19 protein-coding genes are annotated in these 16,944 nt (G+C 46.4%); 10 read left to right on the top strand and 9 right to left on the bottom strand.

Annotated elements, in window-relative coordinates; genetic code table 11:
* Positions 1-246: 246 nt before the first annotated feature.
* Both AACR11_RS28220 and trhA read left to right on the top strand, forming a co-directional pair.
* Positions 247-1,053 carry a sporulation protein gene (locus AACR11_RS28220; RefSeq protein WP_029790670.1) on the top strand — a complete coding sequence of 269 codons (807 nt, stop codon included), beginning with the start codon at positions 247-249 and terminating at the stop codon, positions 1,051-1,053.
* A 72-nt stretch (positions 1,054-1,125) separates the two neighbouring features.
* Entirely contained in the window at positions 1,126-1,779 is a 654-nt protein-coding gene (trhA, locus tag AACR11_RS28225; protein ID WP_005450987.1) for a PAQR family membrane homeostasis protein TrhA, read from the top strand.
* A 38-nt stretch (positions 1,780-1,817) separates the two neighbouring features.
* Here trhA and AACR11_RS28230 read toward each other — a convergent pair whose 3' ends face one another.
* The 6 genes from AACR11_RS28230 to def form a co-directional block, all read right to left on the bottom strand.
* A complete protein-coding gene (locus AACR11_RS28230; RefSeq protein ID WP_005450985.1) occupies positions 1,818-2,447 on the bottom strand; it encodes a DUF3157 family protein in 630 nt (209 codons plus the stop codon).
* A 25-nt stretch (positions 2,448-2,472) separates the two neighbouring features.
* The gene (locus AACR11_RS28235) at positions 2,473-3,918 is read right to left on the bottom strand and encodes a TrkH family potassium uptake protein (protein WP_005450983.1); all 1,446 of its coding nucleotides are present in this window, start codon (positions 3,916-3,918) and stop codon (positions 2,473-2,475) included.
* Positions 3,919-3,927: 9 nt separating this feature from the next.
* Positions 3,928-5,304: a Trk system potassium transporter TrkA gene (gene trkA, locus AACR11_RS28240; protein ID WP_005429806.1), complete on the bottom strand. Its 1,377-nt coding sequence runs from the start codon at positions 5,302-5,304 to the stop codon at positions 3,928-3,930.
* Positions 5,305-5,368: 64 nt separating this feature from the next.
* Complete coding sequence (gene rsmB, locus AACR11_RS28245; RefSeq protein ID WP_029790668.1) at positions 5,369-6,652, bottom strand: 16S rRNA (cytosine(967)-C(5))-methyltransferase RsmB; 1,284 nt, start codon at positions 6,650-6,652, stop codon at positions 5,369-5,371.
* An 81-nt stretch (positions 6,653-6,733) separates the two neighbouring features.
* The gene (gene fmt, locus AACR11_RS28250; protein ID WP_029790667.1) at positions 6,734-7,681 is read right to left on the bottom strand and encodes a methionyl-tRNA formyltransferase; all 948 of its coding nucleotides are present in this window, start codon (positions 7,679-7,681) and stop codon (positions 6,734-6,736) included.
* A gap of 33 nt (positions 7,682-7,714) precedes the next feature.
* On the bottom strand, positions 7,715-8,233 hold the full coding sequence (def, locus tag AACR11_RS28255; RefSeq protein ID WP_005450979.1) for a peptide deformylase: 519 nt from the start codon (positions 8,231-8,233) through the stop codon (positions 7,715-7,717).
* A 138-nt stretch (positions 8,234-8,371) separates the two neighbouring features.
* Here def and AACR11_RS28260 point away from each other — a divergent pair, with 138 nt between their 5' ends.
* From AACR11_RS28260 to AACR11_RS28275, 4 genes are read left to right on the top strand one after another with little or no spacing between them, the layout of a single operon-like run.
* Complete coding sequence (locus AACR11_RS28260) at positions 8,372-9,466, top strand: LysM peptidoglycan-binding domain-containing protein (protein ID WP_029790666.1); 1,095 nt, start codon at positions 8,372-8,374, stop codon at positions 9,464-9,466.
* Complete coding sequence (dprA, locus tag AACR11_RS28265) at positions 9,450-10,559, top strand: DNA-processing protein DprA (protein ID WP_079325379.1); 1,110 nt, start codon at positions 9,450-9,452, stop codon at positions 10,557-10,559. The genes AACR11_RS28260 and dprA overlap by 17 nt, the downstream gene beginning before the upstream one ends.
* Positions 10,560-10,561: 2 nt before the next feature.
* Entirely contained in the window at positions 10,562-11,041 is a 480-nt protein-coding gene (locus AACR11_RS28270) for a DUF494 family protein (RefSeq protein WP_005429833.1), read from the top strand.
* A gap of 23 nt (positions 11,042-11,064) precedes the next feature.
* Positions 11,065-11,634 carry a DNA topoisomerase family protein gene (locus tag AACR11_RS28275; protein ID WP_029790664.1) on the top strand — a complete coding sequence of 190 codons (570 nt, stop codon included), beginning with the start codon at positions 11,065-11,067 and terminating at the stop codon, positions 11,632-11,634.
* Positions 11,635-11,697: 63 nt separating this feature from the next.
* Here AACR11_RS28275 and AACR11_RS28280 read toward each other — a convergent pair whose 3' ends face one another.
* Together AACR11_RS28280 and purE are read right to left on the bottom strand one after the other, a co-directional pair.
* The gene (locus tag AACR11_RS28280) at positions 11,698-12,831 is read right to left on the bottom strand and encodes a 5-(carboxyamino)imidazole ribonucleotide synthase (protein ID WP_005450972.1); all 1,134 of its coding nucleotides are present in this window, start codon (positions 12,829-12,831) and stop codon (positions 11,698-11,700) included.
* 4 nt (positions 12,832-12,835) lie between these two features.
* On the bottom strand, positions 12,836-13,321 hold the full coding sequence (gene purE / locus AACR11_RS28285; protein ID WP_029790663.1) for a 5-(carboxyamino)imidazole ribonucleotide mutase: 486 nt from the start codon (positions 13,319-13,321) through the stop codon (positions 12,836-12,838).
* Between the two features lie 199 nt (positions 13,322-13,520).
* Between purE and AACR11_RS28290 the strand changes: the two genes are divergently transcribed.
* From AACR11_RS28290 to AACR11_RS28305, 4 genes are all read left to right on the top strand, one after another.
* Complete coding sequence (locus AACR11_RS28290) at positions 13,521-14,078, top strand: L-threonylcarbamoyladenylate synthase (RefSeq protein WP_017190968.1); 558 nt, start codon at positions 13,521-13,523, stop codon at positions 14,076-14,078.
* A gap of 34 nt (positions 14,079-14,112) precedes the next feature.
* A complete protein-coding gene (gene hemF, locus AACR11_RS28295) occupies positions 14,113-15,030 on the top strand; it encodes an oxygen-dependent coproporphyrinogen oxidase (protein WP_009699076.1) in 918 nt (305 codons plus the stop codon).
* 102 nt (positions 15,031-15,132) lie between these two features.
* Positions 15,133-15,966, top strand: a complete 834-nt coding sequence (gene aroE / locus AACR11_RS28300; RefSeq protein WP_017190966.1) for a shikimate dehydrogenase — start codon at positions 15,133-15,135, stop codon at positions 15,964-15,966.
* A 3-nt stretch (positions 15,967-15,969) separates the two neighbouring features.
* Positions 15,970-16,233, top strand: a complete 264-nt coding sequence (locus AACR11_RS28305; protein WP_029790662.1) for a DUF1488 family protein — start codon at positions 15,970-15,972, stop codon at positions 16,231-16,233.
* 20 nt (positions 16,234-16,253) lie between these two features.
* Here AACR11_RS28305 and AACR11_RS28310 read toward each other — a convergent pair whose 3' ends face one another.
* Positions 16,254-16,808, bottom strand: a complete 555-nt coding sequence (locus tag AACR11_RS28310) for a gamma carbonic anhydrase family protein (RefSeq protein WP_029790661.1) — start codon at positions 16,806-16,808, stop codon at positions 16,254-16,256.
* Positions 16,809-16,944: the final 136 nt, after the last annotated feature.

A 16,944-nucleotide genomic window follows, 5' to 3' on the forward strand; every position in this document is an offset into this window, starting at 1 on the left:
CATTATGAGTTGAGCTTCAACTGCTTGAAGGGTGGCTCTTCTGGCTCTCGCCAATCCAAATAATGCATCAGGAATAACGATATGCATGCATATCATGTATAGGTTAGCACTCCTGCTATAATTGGTCGATAGTTGAGCAGTTGAATTGTATGGATTTTATGGTTTTCTGTGCGAAATCGAGACGAAAATTTGTTTTGATCCCATGATCAGCAGTAGTAGTATGAGATCTCTACGAAGGAGGTGCATATGTCATTTTTGAAGAAGACACTTGCGAGTTTTGGGATCGGCAGTGCTAAGGTCGATTCGATCCTAAACCAAGATGTACTGTATCCCGGTCAGAGCGTTGATGTTTCTATCCACGTGTATGGCGGAGCGACTGAACAAGCGATCGACAACATCGATCTGAAGCTTTGTTGCCGTTACATTGCAGAAGCGCCTGATGATCGCGGAGCTCGCGAAGGACACAGCATGCGTCGGGTACCGCAAACGCATGTGCTTGCTAAGTGGAACCTCCCATACGCATTTACTATCCATCCCGGCGAAGACCGTACTTTTGAGGTTAAACTCGATGTGCCTTGGAATACGCCTGTGACCATTGGTGATGCCAAAGTTTGGCTAGAGACCGGCCTAGACGTTGCGATGGCGCTCGACCCTACCGACAAAGACATTCTTACTGTTAGACCTGACCCACTTATGGATGCCATTTTGTCTGCTTTTGAATCGCAAGGTTTGCGTATCCGCCAAGTCGAGTGTGAAGAAGTGAAAGGCTTTGATTTGCCATTCGTGCAAGAGTTTGAAATGGTGCCAACCGATGGGCCATATCATGGCGTATGGCGTGAATTAGAGTTTGTTGCTCATCGCAACGAGCAGGCTCTTAAACTTTGGTTTGAAGTTGACCGTACACGAAGTGGGGCGAGTGGTATGTTGGCGAGCCTACTAGGCTGCGGCAAACTTAAACGAGAACTGAGCATTCCAGTTAGCACCCAATTAGAAGATGTAGGTCCGCTGGTACTGAATTACCTTGAGCAAACCACTGCTGCCCACGAGTCATAATTTAAGCTTACACGTGTAAGCTTAATGTGCCATACTAGAGTGAATATTCGAAACTCTAGTATAGGCGCGTTCATGTCCTCACCACAGAAAGCACAATACAGTCAGGGCGAAGAGCTAGCCAACTCGATCACTCATGGTATTGGGATGATTTTTGGCATCGTTGGTTTGGTGTTGCTTTTAATCAAGGCGATCGACCACCAAGCGGATACGTTGACCATTACCAGCATGGCAATATACGGCTCTAGTATGATTGTCCTGTTTCTGGCATCCACGCTCTACCACGCCATTCCATATCCCAAAGCTAAACGTTGGCTGAAAACCTTCGATCACTGCGCCATCTATCTTTTGATTGCAGGCAGCTACACGCCGTTTTTATTGGTGAGTCTGCGTACTCCATTAGCGATTGGGCTGATGATTGTGATTTGGACCATTGCGCTGATTGGTATCATTATGAAGGTTGCATTTGTATATCGATTTAAGAAGCTATCTTTGATGACGTATCTGGTGATGGGGTGGTTGTCGCTGATTGTGATTTATCAGTTGGCGATTAATTTAGATATTGGTGGTTTGACACTATTAGCGGCGGGTGGATTGGTGTATTCAATTGGGGTGATTTTCTACGTAGCGAAACGAATCCCATTTAATCACGCAATTTGGCACGGCTTTGTTTTGGCGGGGTGTGTATGCCATTTCTTCGCTATTTACTACTTTGTCGAGCCTATCTAGTTGATAGAAATAGACTCGACTAAGCATATTTTATTGTATTAGCGGGTCTTCACTTCTAATACTTCTGCCGAGAACTGGTATTGCTGCGACTGCGGTACTGCCAGCTTGATTGCTTTACCTTGCTCAGCTTGTTGCGGACGTAGGTAAGTGTCTGCCATACGTTTGATGGATTGCCAAACTGTGACGCTTTCTTTCGCCAACGGTTTACCAGACATATCGAATACCTGTACTTCCACTTCAACCTGAATCACCGATTGTGAGCTTTGATTGGTTACTGAGGTCGGTAGGATCAGTTCACCGTCTTCATAACGCGCTGAACCAATCAACACATCCACACCAGAGTCGGACAGCTGCATTGTCGGCTTCTTCGCATTCACGACTATGGTTGTGCCCACTTTTTTGTTTACGACTGGAATTGTTGCAATCTCAGGTGCTTTAGTGGTTTGCGTGGTGACTGCTTCTACGGCTGTTGTTGATGCAACAACCGCAGCCGCCTCTACCGCCTCAACTTTTTCTAATGTGTTTTCAGACGCTGCTTTCTTCACGACGTACTCCCATGTGAAGTCGTCATTCAATTTTACTTCGCGCCCATCTGCTAGCTTCACGACTTCAGCTGCGTAAACGGATGAAGAGGCGAGTAGGGTCGCCAGAGTGATCCATGTTTTCATTGTTATACCTTTTATTTGAGTCTGTTTAACGGCGCCAAAACGCAGGGAAGAACAGTACAAGAATAGTCAGAATTTCCAAACGCCCCATTAACATACCAAAGCTTAATAACCATTTTGCAGTGTCAGGCAGTGGGGCAAAGTTACCCGTTGGCCCAATGATGTCACCCATCCCCGGTCCCACGTTTGCAACTGCGGTAATCGACCCCGAAATACTGGTGACTGGATCAAGGCCGAGAGCACTTAAACAACCAGCAATGAAGATGATGGTGATGAAAAACATCAAACCAAACGCCACCACAGAGCGAACAATATCATCGTTTACAGGGCGTTGATTGTAGCGCTGAACAAAAACACCTGAAGGGTGAATAAGCTTCATGATTTGCTTGTTGAGTAGTGTCATCGCGATCTGAAAACGGAAGATTTTAATCCCGCCTGAGGTGGAGCCTGAACATGCGCCTGCCATCATCAAGAAAGCAAACAATGTCGATGGCAATGCGCCCCAAGCTGTGAAATCTTCCAGGCCAAAACCCGTCGTGGTGACCACTGAAACAATATTGAACATTGAAACTCGCAGTGCATCCAAAATAGTGTAGCCATCACGAAGTACCAACCAAGCGGCGACCACTAAGCTTGAGAACAAAAATAGGTAAGCAAAGCCGCGAACTTGGGCGTCTTTCATCAAGACATCGATACTGCGCTTACGTAATGCCGCTACGAACAGTAGGAATGGCAAACCACCGAGGAACATAAAGGTGGTCGCAACCCAATGAGCACCGTTGGAGAAATGGTTCATCGAACCGTCTGATGTCGAGTAACCGCCGGTGGATAGAGTCGTGAATGCGTGGTTGATCGCTTCAAACAGGTTCATGCCAGTTAACAAGTATCCCACGATACATAAGCCTGTCAGCATCAAATACACCAATACGATGTTCTTCGCGACAGTCTTAGCTCTTGGGCTGCTTTTGTCTGACCAATCGGAGGATTCGGTTTGGAATAGCTTCATACCACCAACGTTAAGCATCGGTAGGATAGCTACTGCCATCACGATAAAGCCAATACCACCCAACCATTGCAAGATAGAACGCCACAGTAAGATGCTTGGCGCCATGTTGTCTAAGCCACTAAGTACGGTCGAACCCGTAGTCGTGATACCTGACATGGTTTCGAAGTAGGCGTCGGTAAAGCTGATATGGTTGATAAAGACAAATGGCAGGGCGGCAAACGCACTGGCGATAGTCCATACCAAACTGGTGATGAGAAACATATCACGCACGCTGAGTTTGAATTTGGCGGTTCGACCAATCGTTAAACAGATAAAAGCGGCGAGATGAGTGATCACTACGGCTTGGGCGAAGTCGAGGAACCCGCCCGTACCAGTGAAAAACGCGACCAAAGTCGGCACGTACATAAAAAGGGCTAGTTTGGATAAAACCAGCCCGATAACAAACAGTACGGGACGTAAGTTGACCATAGGAAAATCCTAGAGGAAGAATGGACTCGGCTGGAACAGCGCTTCGACGTCTGGTACGTACTTTTTGTCGACCAGGAACATCACGACGTGGTCATCTTGTTCGATGACAGTACGATCGTGTGCGATAAGAACTTCTTCGCCACGAACGATAGCACCAATAGTGGTTCCTGGTGGGAGTTTGATATCGCCAATCGCGCGACCCACCACTTTGGATGTGGTTTCGTCACCGTGCGCAACGGCTTCGATTGCTTCGGCTGCGCCACGACGCAGTGAAGAAACGTTCACGATGTCAGCACGGCGAACGTGCGTTAGTAGAGCAGAAATCGTCGCTTGCTGTGGTGAGATTGCCACATCAATCACGCCGCCTTGTACAAGGTCGACATAAGCGCCGCGTTGGATTAGCACCATCACTTTCTTTGCGCCCATGCGTTTTGCCAACATCGCTGACATGATGTTGGTCTCATCTTCGTTAGTCAGCGCGATGAACACGTCTACTTGGTCAATGTTTTCTTCAGTCAGCAGTTCTTGATCTGCCGCATCACCACAGAAGACGATGGTATTTTCTAGTTGCTCGGACAGCTTTTCTGCACGCTGATAGTTACGTTCGATCAGCTTCACGCTGTAAGTTTGTTCAAGGCGTTTGGCTAAACTCGCACCGATGTTACCACCGCCAACAATCATGATGCGGCGGTAAGGTTTCTCAAGTCGCTGAAGCTCACTCATTACCGAGCGAATGTGGTTACTTGCTGCAACGAAGAACACCTCATCATCAGCTTCAATGATGGTAGTGCCTTGTGGACGAATAGGACGACCCTGACGGAAAATCGCAGCAACACGAGTATCGATGTGTGGCATGTGCTCACGCAGGGCAGACAGAGCGTTGCCCACAAGCGGACCACCGTAATAGGCTTTAACGGCTACTAGGCTGACTTTCTGCTCGGCAAAGCTTACCACTTGCAGTGCGCCTGGGTATTGGATGAGGCGCTCGATGTAGCTCGTTACCAGCTCTTCTGGTGCGATAAGGTGATCGACAGGAATGGCACCAGACTTAAATAGGGCTTCTTTTTCTGCCAGATACTCTGGAGAACGAATACGTGCAACACGGTTTGGGGTATTGAACAGAGTGAACGCAACTTGACAGGCTGCCATGTTGGTCTCATCGGTGTTGGTTACTGCGACAAGCATATCGGCGTCTTGCGCACCGGCTTCGTGCAGAACATCTGGGTGGCTTGCGTGACCGTTGACCACTCGTAGGTCGTATTTGTCTTGTAACTCACGCAGTCGGTCGCCATTTTTGTCGACGATGGTGATGTCGTTGTTCTCACCAACTAGGTTTTCCGCCAGTGTGCCGCCAACCTGACCAGCACCAAGAATAATGATCTTCATACTCTTTACTCGTTATCTGAAAAAGGCGATTGAATTCACTTCAATCGCCCTATTTAGCATGCTGTTACGCGTGTTTTTTTGTTAGCACTGCGTAGTAGAAACCATCCATATCTTCTTCGCCTGGTAGAATCTGACGACCAGGTTGCTTTGGATCGGAGTCCACTAATTGCGCGTCTGCAGTACGTGCTAAGAACGCTTTTACTTGTTCCACGTTTTCTTGTGGTGTGATTGAACAAGTCGCGTAAACCATGGTGCCGCCAGGTTTTAGTTGCGTCCACATTGCATCAAAAATTTCGCTCTGTAGATCCGCAAGTGCGGTAATATCATCAGCACGACGTAGCCATTTGATGTCTGGGTGACGACGAATCACGCCAGTTGCAGAACACGGAGCATCCAGCAAAATGCGATCAAATTGTTCGCCTTGCCACCATTCTTGAGGATTACGCGCATCGCCGCAAACCACTTTTGCTTGAAGGTTGAGGCGCTTCAGGTTTTCGTGCACACGTTTAAGGCGCGTGTCATCGCAATCAATGGCAACCACTTCACTACCAGATGTACGCTCAAGAATGTGCGCTGTCTTACCACCTGGTGCTGCGCAGCAGTCTAGGATCAGCTCGCCATCTTTTGGTTCAAGATAGTTAATCGACAGCTGCGCTGCCGCATCTTGCACCGATACCCAACCTTTTTCAAAGCCCGGCAGTTTCATCACATCGCATGGCGCCGCCAATTTTAGGGCGTCCATTGCTTGTGTGTGTGGCGTGCTATCAATGTTTTCATTTTTGAGTAGCGCAAGGTATTCATCACGAGTGTGGTGCTGGTGGTTTACACGCAACCACATTGGCGCTTTCTGGTTGTTGGCTTCAACAATGCTTTCCCATTGTTGTGGGTAAGCTTCTTGCAGCAGTTTAAGTAACCAGCTCGGGTGACCGTACTTGCCCGCATTGTTGCTGACAGCCATTTGATCCAGTTCTTCTTGGTTGCGCTGGTAGTTACGCAATACTGCGTTGATAAGACCGCGCAAGCGGGGGCCTTTCAACTCTTTAGTACCTTCAACCGTTTCACCCACTGCAGCGTGTGCAGGAATACGCATAAAGCTCAATTGGTAAATGCCAACCAAAATCAGGTGATGGAAAACGCGTTGTTTGCCTTTTAGCGGCTTGTCCATCAACTGGTTTGCAATCATTTCTAGGCGAGGGAGGTAACGTAGAGCACCATAGCAAATTTCTTGCAAAAGAGCGTGATCACGTGGTCGTACGTTTTGTTGAGCCGCTGGAAGAGCGCTTGAAAGTGAGTGGCCCTTGTCGACGACAAGATACAAGACGTTGGCAGCCGCAGCGCGAACATTCATGATAAGTACCTTAAAGTAAAGGAGGGCATCTCTGCCCTCTAAAAGTTCGTATTATTGGTCTTTGACACGGTTATCTGGTTTTTAAACCAGTTGAGTGCCAACTTCAAACCAAGATGCACGTGAGTTCAAAATGTCTTGAACTGACATGGCTTTTTTGCCCGGAACTTGCAGTTGTTCCAGAACCAATACACCGTTGCCTGTCGCAACATAAATACCGGTTTTGTCCGCTTGCAAAATGGTGCCTGCTGGCTTGTCGCTGGTTTGATCCGCAACACGACTTTCCCATACTTTGATGCTGTTTTCAGCCGCTTCAAAGTGGCTCATTGGCCATGGGTTGAATGCGCGAACACAACGTTCAATGTGCGCTGCATCATCGTTCCAATCAATGCGCGCTTCTTCTTTGCTCAGCTTCTTCGCATAGTTTGCTAGCTCGTCGTCTTGTTTCACGGGCTTTGCTTTGCCGGTTGCGATGTCTGCTAAACAATCAATCAGCGCATCTGGACCTAAACCTGCGAGTTTTTCGTACATTGATGCACTAGTGTCGCTTGCTTCAATCGGTAACGTTGCGATTTTAAGCATGTCACCCGTATCCAAACCAATGTCCATCTGCATAATGGTAACACCAGTTTCAGCATCACCTGCCCAAATTGAACGTTGGATAGGAGCTGCGCCACGCCAACGAGGAAGAATCGAACCGTGAACATTGATACAGCCTAGTTTAGGCGTGTCTAACACAACTTGCGGAAGTAATAGACCATAAGCGACAACAATCATGATGTCGGCATTCAGATCCGCTAGTTCTTGCTTAGCCTCATCTGACTTGAAGTTTTCTGGTTGATAAACCGGAATATCATGCTCAAGCGCGATGGTTTTTACTGGGCTTGCAGTAAGCTTCTTACCACGGCCTGCTGGGCGATCTGGTTGAGTATAAACCGCAATTACTTCGTGCTCCGAAGACAACAACGCCGCCAAGTGACGGGCGGCGAAATCCGGAGTACCTGCAAAGACAATACGTAAAGACTGACTCAAGGTAGGCTTCCTTCTAATTAAATTGTATCGAGATTAAGCGTTTTGCTGTTTCTCGTTAAAGCGTTTGATTTTTGCTAGCTTGTCCTGAATACGCTTACGCTTCAGTGGCGATAGGTAATCAACGAACAACTTACCCATCAAATGGTCTAGTTCGTGTTGAACACAGATGGCTAGCAGATCGTCGGCTTCAAAAGTGTACTCTTTGCCATCACGATCTAGTGCTTTAACAGTAACTTCAGCAGCACGCGGCACAAGTGCACGAGCACCTGGTACCGATAGACAGCCTTCTTCGATGCCATCTTCGCCACGCTTTTCCAGAATCTCAGGGTTGATAAGCACCATTGGCTCATCACGAGTTTCTGAAATATCAATTACTACGATACGTTTGTGGATATCAACCTGCGTTGCAGCCAGGCCAATACCCTCTTCGTCGTACATGGTTTCAATCATGTCATCGACGATTTTTTGAATCTCAGGTGTCACCTCTTCTACAGGTTTTGCAACGGTACGCAGGCGATCATCTGGGAATGTTAATACTTGTAATACAGACATATTCACTCGAAATATTGAACTGTGCCGTAACAGCACAAACCTTGTTGGCTCAATTCTAGACATTTTATGACCTAAATGACAGCATCCTTATACCAATTTCCATTCTGGTAGTTGCCTAACAGACCAAGGACGAGGGTCATGAATCGAATTTTCCGCAACGTTTCTCGCATTACGTTGCCGTTACTTTTCTCTTTCAATGCCGTAGCAAACACGGACTCCCAACCGCTTACCGTCAAAGATGACGCACCTAAAACTTATGTTGTGGTCAAAGGTGATACGCTTTGGGATATTTCAGCAATGTATCTGGATAGCCCATGGTTGTGGCCTCGTTTGTGGCAGGTCAATCCAGAGATCGATAATCCGCACCTTATTTATCCCGGAGACAAGTTGTCGCTGGTATGGATTAATGGTCAACCAGTATTGAGCTTAAAAGCGGTGAAAAAGCTCAGCCCTAAAGCTCGTATCACGGAAAAGAAAGCGGTGCCAACCGTTGCTGAAGGTTTGGTTATGCCTTACCTCAAGTCGGACCGTTTGGTGGACGATGAAACGCTAGAAAGCGCGGCTAAAGTGATGGGTAGTAGCAAAGGCAGTAAATATCTGACTGCTGAGGACACCCTGTATATTAGTGGTGAACAAACGGCGACAGGTTGGGCTATCTATCGTCCAGTCGAAACATTTTCCCGTGAAGACGTATCTAAGCAAATTACCGCTTTACGTTTGATTGCAAAAGGGGAACTTATCGAGGCATCAAGCGAGTACTCAGGACTAAAGATCACCACTCAACTGCAAGAGATTATTCGTAACGATATCGCTTTGCCGGTCCAAACATTAGAAAATGGTGATTTCACGACGACCTTTTACCCACAGCCATCACCAAAAGGCAGTTCTGCAGCATTGCTGGGTAATATTGAGGGCATTCGATTTAGCTCAACCAATCAAGTGGTTGTGATTGATAAAGGAACATCCGATCAACTTCGCCAAGGCAGTGTGTTTGATCTTAAAGAAGATGCGCACCCGGTTTTCAAAGGTGGCGATGGTTTTGTGAAAGACAGTGGCTTACTCGACTCTAAGATCACCTTGCCGCAAAGTAAGGTTGGTGAACTGCTGGTCATTCGTCCTTATGAATATTTCAGTCTTGCACTGATTACTAATAGCACTAAGCCAATCAATAAAGAGGTATCAGTGGTTTCTCCTCTGGCTGAGGAATCGACCACGAATGAAACTACGCAATGATACTGACCTCGCCGCCTGGTTAAAGCTGAGCTGCTTGCCAGGCATTGGCGGGGTGAAGATGAATAAGCTGCTGAGTAAAGATACGCCAAGCAATATTGTCGGATACTCAACTGAGCAGCTTCAGCTTTTGGGTTTTACCACTAAGCAACTGCAAGCATGGTCTGAGGTCGATAAAGAAGTCGACGCTTGTCTTACTTGGGCTAGCGCCTCATCTCATCATCATATTGTTACTTTGGCGGATACTCTGTATCCCCCACTTCTCAAACAAGCGGTCGCTCCACCTCCTTTACTATTTATAAAGGGAGAAGCGAGTTGTTTGTCTCAACCTCAAATTGCCATGGTCGGCAGCCGTAATGCTAGTGTTGATGGGCTTCAACACGCACGTCAGTTCGCTGCAGATTTGGTGAAACATGATCTGATTGTTACCAGTGGTTTGGCTTTGGGTATCGATGGACACGCTCATGATGGTGCTTTGCAAGCGGACGGTAAAACCATTGCGGTATTGGGTTCAGGGTTAGAGCAAGTTTATCCAGCCCGTCACCGAGGTTTAGCGCGGCGAGTGATGGAAAACGGTGCGTTAGTCTCTGAGTTTCGCCCAGATGCAAAACCTCGAGCAGAAAACTTCCCACGACGTAATCGAATCATTAGTGGTTTGTCGCTTGGCGTGTTGGTTGTCGAAGCAGCAGAAAAGAGTGGCTCATTAATCACCGCTCGCTACGCTTTTGAGCAAGACCGTGAAGTTTTCGCTATACCAGCTTCGATTAATGCTCCCAATGCCAGTGGTGGTAATCAGTTGATTCGTAATGGGGCTTGTCTCGTACAAAACACTCAAGAGGTGTTGAATGAAATACAGTCTTTGCTCGACTGGTCTATTAATCAGAGCTTGGATTTATTTTCTACGCCAATTGATGAAGAAGAATTGCCATTTCCTCAGCTGTTAGCTAACGTAGGAAATGAGGCTACACCAGTTGATATTCTTGCAAGCAGGACCAATATACCTGTCCAAGAAGTCATGATGCAGCTCTTAGAGCTTGAGCTTTCAGGGCATGTTGTTGCAGTATCCGGTGGCTATATTCGAAAGGGGAGGGGCTAGCTATGATGATGGATATACTTATGTATCTATTCGAAACCTACATCCATAGCGATGCAGAGTTACAGGTCGAACAAGACGAGTTGGAAGATGAATTGCTTCGTGCAGGCTTCCAGCAAAAAGACATCTACAAAGCCCTTGTCTGGTTAGAAGAGCTGGCAGCATTGCAACAAAGTGATGAACATTCAGCGATTTCAACTTGCATAGCATCGGCATCGACACGTATCTATACGGCATCAGAGATGCAGCGCTTAGATCTTGAATGTCGTGGTTTTCTGCTGTTCTTAGAGCAAATTAATGTTCTAACCACAGAAACACGTGAGATGGTTATCGATCGTGTAATGGGGCTAGAAACCAATGAATTTGAGCTTGAAGACCTTAAGTGGATCATTCTTATGGTTCTGTTTAATGTCCCTGGCAACGAAAATGCCTACACGCTGATGGAAGAGCTGCTGTACACCAAGGAACAGGGTATTCTTCACTAATATCTTCTGCTTTAACGGTGAGTATGAGTAGTAAAATCGATCACAACCTTTTCTCGGCACACGAGCATGCGCTTGAGAGAGAACCGTGTCCTAAATGTGGTGGGGAAGTCACGCTGAAACATGGCAAACATGGTCCTTTTCTTGGTTGTAGCCAATACCCAAGCTGCGACTATATCAAGCCGTTGCACAGTAATGATGGCCACATCGTAAAAGAGTTAGGTGTGCCTTGCCCTGAGTGTGGCAATGAGTTGGTGCTCCGACAAGGGCGATACGGCATGTTCGTTGGCTGTAGTCATTACCCAACTTGTCATCATATCGAATCAATCAATCAGCCTGAACCCGAGCAAGAGTCGAAAGAGCTATACGCTTGCCCTGAGTGTGGTAAAGGGCACTTAGTTGAACGTAAGACCCGATTTGGTAAGACATTCTACGCGTGTGATAACTATCCGAAGTGCAAGTTTGCGGTAAACTTACCACCTGTAAGAGGTCGCTGTGAGGAATGTGGGTTTACCTTGTTGGTAGAAAAGAAACTCGCCAGCGGGGTTAAGTTGCAATGTGCAAGTCGCAAGTGCCAGCATACACAATCACAATAAATCTCAGGCAAAATTAAAAAGGGTCGCATCATGCGACCCTTTGTTGTCTATTTATCAACTTTTCTATGCTTGCCACTGTTTGGCAAATTCATGAACTGCTGGGAAGGTTTCTTCATCAAGCACGTTTGTTAATGCACACAACCTACGATTCAACTCACCAGTGTAATCACCGCATACGTTGATGTGACCCATCTTACGACCTTCTCGTTTCTCTTTGCCATACCAATGAATATGGCAACCATTCATCGCGAGTAGCGCATCTGGCAAGGTATCTTCACCGAGAATATTGATCATCGAGGTCTCGCGAACGAGCTTAGTACTACCTAAAGGCATACCACACACAGCGCGTAGGTGGTTCTCAAACTGACAAGTTTCTGCACCCTGCTGAGTCCAGTGACCTGAGTTGTGTACGCGTGGTGCGATTTCGTTAACCAGCAACTTGCCGTCAACGTCGAAGAACTCCAGGGCTAGCACGCCAACGTAATTCAAACTATTGGCGACGGCCGTGAACATCTCTTTTGCTTGTTCTTGCAACTCTGGAGCATCAATTGCTGTTGAGAGGCTTAATACACCATTTGTGTGGATGTTTTCTGCGAGAGGGTAAACTTCAATACTGCCATCGTTACTGCGAGCACCAATCAGTGAAACTTCACGGTTAAAAGGAACAAACTCCTCAGCAACAATGGCTTGAGTTGGTGTTGAAGCAATGCATTCCACCATTTCTGTCCAAATTATGTCGATCTGAGAAGGTTCTTTTAAACGCCACTGACCTTTTCCATCGTAACCGCCCAATGCACTTTTCAGAACCATTGGCATGCCGACGTGTTCAATTGCGCGGTCAAAATCTTCACGAGTTTTGATCACATAGTATTTCGCATTACGTACGCCAGCATCATCAAGTAATGCCTTTTCAATGCGGCGATCACCGCCTGCTTTGATAGCTTGTGTACTTGGTAAGAACTTACCGCTCGCTTCGCAAATATCAAGCACGTCATGCGGGATATGCTCGAACTCAGCAGTGATTACATCAACTTGTTCGATCGCATTTTCTAAGCCGTTGCCTAGTACATGTTGAGTCAGTGGATGAACGATATTACCACTGCCCACATCGTAAGCTGAAATTTGAATATTCAGTGGCGCACCAGCCAGAGACATCATACGAGCTAACTGACCCGCACCAAGAACCAGTACATGCATCTGATTAATCCTCAGCAGGGTTTGGGTTCGCCAATACGGTTTCCATTTGTTCGTTACGGAACGCTTCGACTTTTGCCATGATCGCTTCATCATGTGTACCAAGGATTTGAGCGGCTAGGATACCAGCGTTTGCTGCGCCTGCTTCGCCAATAGCTAATGTACCAACCGCAATACCTTTTGGCATCTGTACGATAGAAAGTAGTGAGTCCATGCCTTTCAGTGCGCGAGACTGAACGGGAACACCAAGTACAGGTACGCTGGTAAACGCCGCCGCCATGCCTGGTAGGTGGGCAGCACCGCCCGCACCTGCGATGATGACTTTAATGCCACGTTCTTTAGCACTGCTTGCGTAATCAGCCAACAATTGAGGAGTACGGTGAGCTGACACCACCTTTGTTTCGTAAGACACGCCAAATTGATCCAGCATGTCCGCTGCTAGTTTCATGGTTGGCCAATCTGATTTAGAACCCATGATGATACCGACTTTCATCTCAAACTCCTTCAAGCTGCAAAATTAGGTGAGCTGATAAATTTGTGCGCATTATACGGGGATTTTTACCTCAAGCAAACGTTTGCGTGCGTTTGTAAATACGATTGATACATTTTATAAACAAATTGCTTTAGTCTCTGAGAATGAATATTTGTACACTTAGTACAAACACAACAGACAAGATTATCAGGAAGTATCGGTGGAGAACTTTGAACAGGTGCTAGAAGCACTACAAAAAGGCGAAGTGATTGCCTACCCAACAGAGGGGGTGTTTGGTGTTGGCTGTGACCCAGATAACCCAGAAGCGATTCAAAAATTGCTAGAGCTAAAACAACGCCCTGTTGAGAAAGGATTAATCTTAATTGCGGCAAACTATGAACAGCTTTTGCCTTATGTTGATGAATCTCAGTTGACTCAAGAGCAGTTAGATAAAGTACACGCAACGTGGCCTGGTCCATACACTTGGATTATGCCTGCGAGTGACAAAGTTTCTCATTGGGTATCGGGGCAATTTGATTCGATTGCAGTGCGTGTGACGGATCATCCTTTGGTACAAAAGATGTGTAATGCTTTCGGAAAGCCGCTAACCTCTACCAGCGCGAACCTCACTGGTCAGCCTCCTTGTATGACGACTGAAGAAGTAGAGCAACAATTGGGTGACCGGCTTGTGGCGATCTTACGTGGTGAAACCAGCGGTCGTGACAAGCCTAGTGAAATTCGTGATGCTAAAACCTCGCAAATATTAAGACAGGGCTAACCCTGCTAGTCAGCAATCAATAGGTAGTACACGTATGTCAGCAATCGATAAGCACGCCGTAAAACAGTTCCTGATGTCACTTCAGGATTCCATTTGTCAGCAGTTAGAACAAGAAGATGGAAAGGCCGTCTTTGTTGAAGACGCATGGCAACGTGAAAAAGGGGAGCGCCTTGGTGGTGGTGGTCGTACCCGTGTTTTGCGTGATGGTGACGTTTTTGAGCAAGGGGGAGTGAATTTCTCTCATGTCGAAGGTAATGAGATGCCAGCATCAGCTACGGCGCATCGTCCAGAGTTAGCAGGTCGCCGCTTTGAAGCGATGGGTGTTTCTTTGGTTATCCATCCCCACAACCCATATGTACCGACTTCTCACGCTAACGTACGCTTCTTTATCGCAGAGAAAGAGGGTGAAGAGCCTATTTGGTGGTTTGGTGGTGGTTTTGATCTAACACCTTTCTATCCATTCGAAGAAGATTGCCAATCATGGCATGAAACCGCAAAACAACTTTGTGCACCTTTCGGTGATGATGTCTATGCAGAGCATAAAGCTTGGTGTGATAAATATTTCTTCCTACCGCATCGAAATGAAACTCGTGGTGTTGGTGGTTTGTTCTTTGATGACCTAAACCAGTGGGAATTCGACAAGTGTTTTGATTACATCAAGGCGGTTGGTGAAGGATACTGCCAAGCTTACCTACCGATTGTGTCTCGTCGTAAAGAAATTGAATTCGGTGAGCGTGAGCGTGAATTCCAACTTTACCGTCGTGGTCGCTACGTTGAATTCAACCTAGTGTATGATCGTGGAACTCTATTTGGTCTGCAAAGTGGCGGTCGTACAGAGTCAATTCTTATGTCGATGCCACCACTTGCGCGTTGGGAATACAGCTATGAGCCACAACCTGGTTCTCCAGAGGCTGAACTTTACGAGCGATACTTAACGCCACGAGAGTGGTAAGCGTTGAATCTCCTTTTCTATATAGATAGATAGTGATAGGGTCATCTGTAATCAGATGGCCCTGTTTTTTCTCTATAGTAGGTAAGGAATAAAGGTAAGGAAATGACTCAGCAAATTGATCGCTATGCCGTGTTTGGTAATCCTATTGGACACAGCAAGTCGCCATTCATTCACACCTTGTTTGCTCGTCAAACCAATCAATCTTTGGTGTATACCGCAGAAAGTGCTCCTGTAGATGGTTTTATTGACGCAGCGAAGCTGTTCTTTGCTGAAGGAGGCAAGGGGTGCAACATCACCATGCCATTTAAAGAAGATGCTTATCAATTTGCTAGTAGACTGACCGAACGTGCTCAGTTAGCCGGGGCAGTCAATACGCTCAAGAAGTTAGATGATGGTGAGATCATTGGCGATAACACCGATGGAGCAGGTTTGGTTCAAGACCTACTTCAACATCAAGTTGTGTTAGAAGGTGCGCGAATCCTGATCATTGGCGCTGGCGGTGCCGCTCGTGGAGTGATCAAGCCACTTCTTGATCAAAAGCCTAGTTCTTTAACCATTACTAATCGAACCTTCAGCAAAGCGCAGGAGCTTGCGGAGTTGTTTATTGCACATGGCTCTATCATTGCCAAAGAGATGGATGATATTAGTGATGAGTTCGACGTGATTATTAACTCCACGTCTGCTTCCCTAAGCGGTGAGCTACCGGCTATCTCCTCTTCTATCTTTGCAGCTAACAGTACGAGCTACGACATGATTTACGGGCAAGGGACGACCAGTTTTAACTTATGGGCAAAAGAAAGTGGTGCCGCTCATGCTTATGATGGTCTTGGGATGCTAGTGGGGCAAGCTGCGGAAAGCTTTATGCTGTGGCGTGGTTTACGCCCTGGCGCAAAACAAATCCTTAGAGAATTAAGAAAGAACCTTGAAGGTCAGTAAACGATGAATCAGTCCATCTTATTCCCAGATATGCAATCATGGGATAAAACATTACAAGCGGTAAACTTTACCGCGCAGCAATCAGGAGCTCTGATTGAATGCTATGTAACAAAGCAGAAGCTAGAAAAGCTTAGCGGCTCCCTGGTTGAAACTGAACAAGCGGCAATTAAAGTATTTATTGATTATCGATTCGACCTAGAAGAAATCGCGGAAGAGCTAATTGAAGATGAAGACTTCAATGAAGAAGGCAATATCATCATCGATTAGCTTATTGCTAACCAACTACATCATTCGTCGTTGACGTCTTCTACTTCGTTTATGTAGTCATTTTTATTCTGTACATAGTTATTGGCAGACTTTTGTAAGAAAGCTCGTTCATTCTCTGATAAGGGGCGAGCTTGTTTTACTGGACTACCAACATATAAATAGCCGCTTTCCAACCTTTTCCCCGGTGGGACTAAACTTCCAGCGCCTATCATTACGTCTGATTCGACAACAACGTTATCTAAAACGATCGCTCCCATACCAACCAATACACGGTCGTGGATTTCGCAGCCGTGCAACATGACTTTATGACCAATAGTGACATCATTACCAATGATTAGCGGATAGCCGTTGGGATTCTCAGTATTTTTATGGGTTACATGCAGTACGCTACCATCTTGAATATTGGTTCGAGCACCAATGTGGATATGGTTCACATCACCACGAGCTGCAACTAATGGCCAAACACTCGAGTCGTCACCAATTTGGATATCACCGACAAGAACAGAAGTTGAGTCGATATATACGCGCTTGCCTAGTTGAGGTTGAATACCTTTATAACTTCTAATAGAACCCATCTTTACTCCTTATAAAGCGTTAATAATCGGGATATCTGGAGGGAAGAGTAGCAAAAACTCGCCTTTTAGAATAAAAAACACTCAAACAATAAAAAAATCAAAAAAAACGAGAAAAAGGGCTTGCCAATGTGATCGC

It is taken from the genome of Vibrio sp. L85, assembly GCF_963871815.1.
GTDB classification, from domain to species: Bacteria; Pseudomonadota; Gammaproteobacteria; order Enterobacterales; family Vibrionaceae; genus Vibrio; species Vibrio harveyi.

Excerpts from the sequence above, each read along its gene's own strand:
- AACR11_RS28230 (WP_005450985.1), bottom strand. The coding sequence starts at position 2,447 with ATGAAAACATGGATCACTCTGGCGACCCTACTCGCCTCTTCATCCGTT.
- AACR11_RS28235 (WP_005450983.1), bottom strand. The coding sequence starts at position 3,918 with ATGGTCAACTTACGTCCCGTACTGTTTGTTATCGGGCTGGTTTTATCC.
- trhA (WP_005450987.1), top strand. The coding sequence starts at position 1,126 with ATGTCCTCACCACAGAAAGCACAATACAGTCAGGGCGAAGAGCTAGCC.
- AACR11_RS28260 (WP_029790666.1), top strand. The coding sequence starts at position 8,372 with ATGAATCGAATTTTCCGCAACGTTTCTCGCATTACGTTGCCGTTACTT.
- def (WP_005450979.1), bottom strand. The coding sequence starts at position 8,233 with ATGTCTGTATTACAAGTATTAACATTCCCAGATGATCGCCTGCGTACC.
- AACR11_RS28220 (WP_029790670.1), top strand. The coding sequence starts at position 247 with ATGTCATTTTTGAAGAAGACACTTGCGAGTTTTGGGATCGGCAGTGCT.
- AACR11_RS28310 (WP_029790661.1), bottom strand. The coding sequence starts at position 16,808 with ATGGGTTCTATTAGAAGTTATAAAGGTATTCAACCTCAACTAGGCAAG.
- purE (WP_029790663.1), bottom strand. The coding sequence starts at position 13,321 with ATGAAAGTCGGTATCATCATGGGTTCTAAATCAGATTGGCCAACCATG.
- AACR11_RS28275 (WP_029790664.1), top strand. The coding sequence starts at position 11,065 with ATGAGTAGTAAAATCGATCACAACCTTTTCTCGGCACACGAGCATGCG.
- AACR11_RS28280 (WP_005450972.1), bottom strand. The coding sequence starts at position 12,831 with ATGCATGTACTGGTTCTTGGTGCGGGTCAGTTAGCTCGTATGATGTCT.
- trkA (WP_005429806.1), bottom strand. The coding sequence starts at position 5,304 with ATGAAGATCATTATTCTTGGTGCTGGTCAGGTTGGCGGCACACTGGCG.
- hemF (WP_009699076.1), top strand. The coding sequence starts at position 14,113 with ATGTCAGCAATCGATAAGCACGCCGTAAAACAGTTCCTGATGTCACTT.
- dprA (WP_079325379.1), top strand. The coding sequence starts at position 9,450 with ATGAAACTACGCAATGATACTGACCTCGCCGCCTGGTTAAAGCTGAGC.
- aroE (WP_017190966.1), top strand. The coding sequence starts at position 15,133 with ATGACTCAGCAAATTGATCGCTATGCCGTGTTTGGTAATCCTATTGGA.
- AACR11_RS28270 (WP_005429833.1), top strand. The coding sequence starts at position 10,562 with ATGATGATGGATATACTTATGTATCTATTCGAAACCTACATCCATAGC.
- rsmB (WP_029790668.1), bottom strand. The coding sequence starts at position 6,652 with ATGAATGTTCGCGCTGCGGCTGCCAACGTCTTGTATCTTGTCGTCGAC.
- AACR11_RS28305 (WP_029790662.1), top strand. The coding sequence starts at position 15,970 with ATGAATCAGTCCATCTTATTCCCAGATATGCAATCATGGGATAAAACA.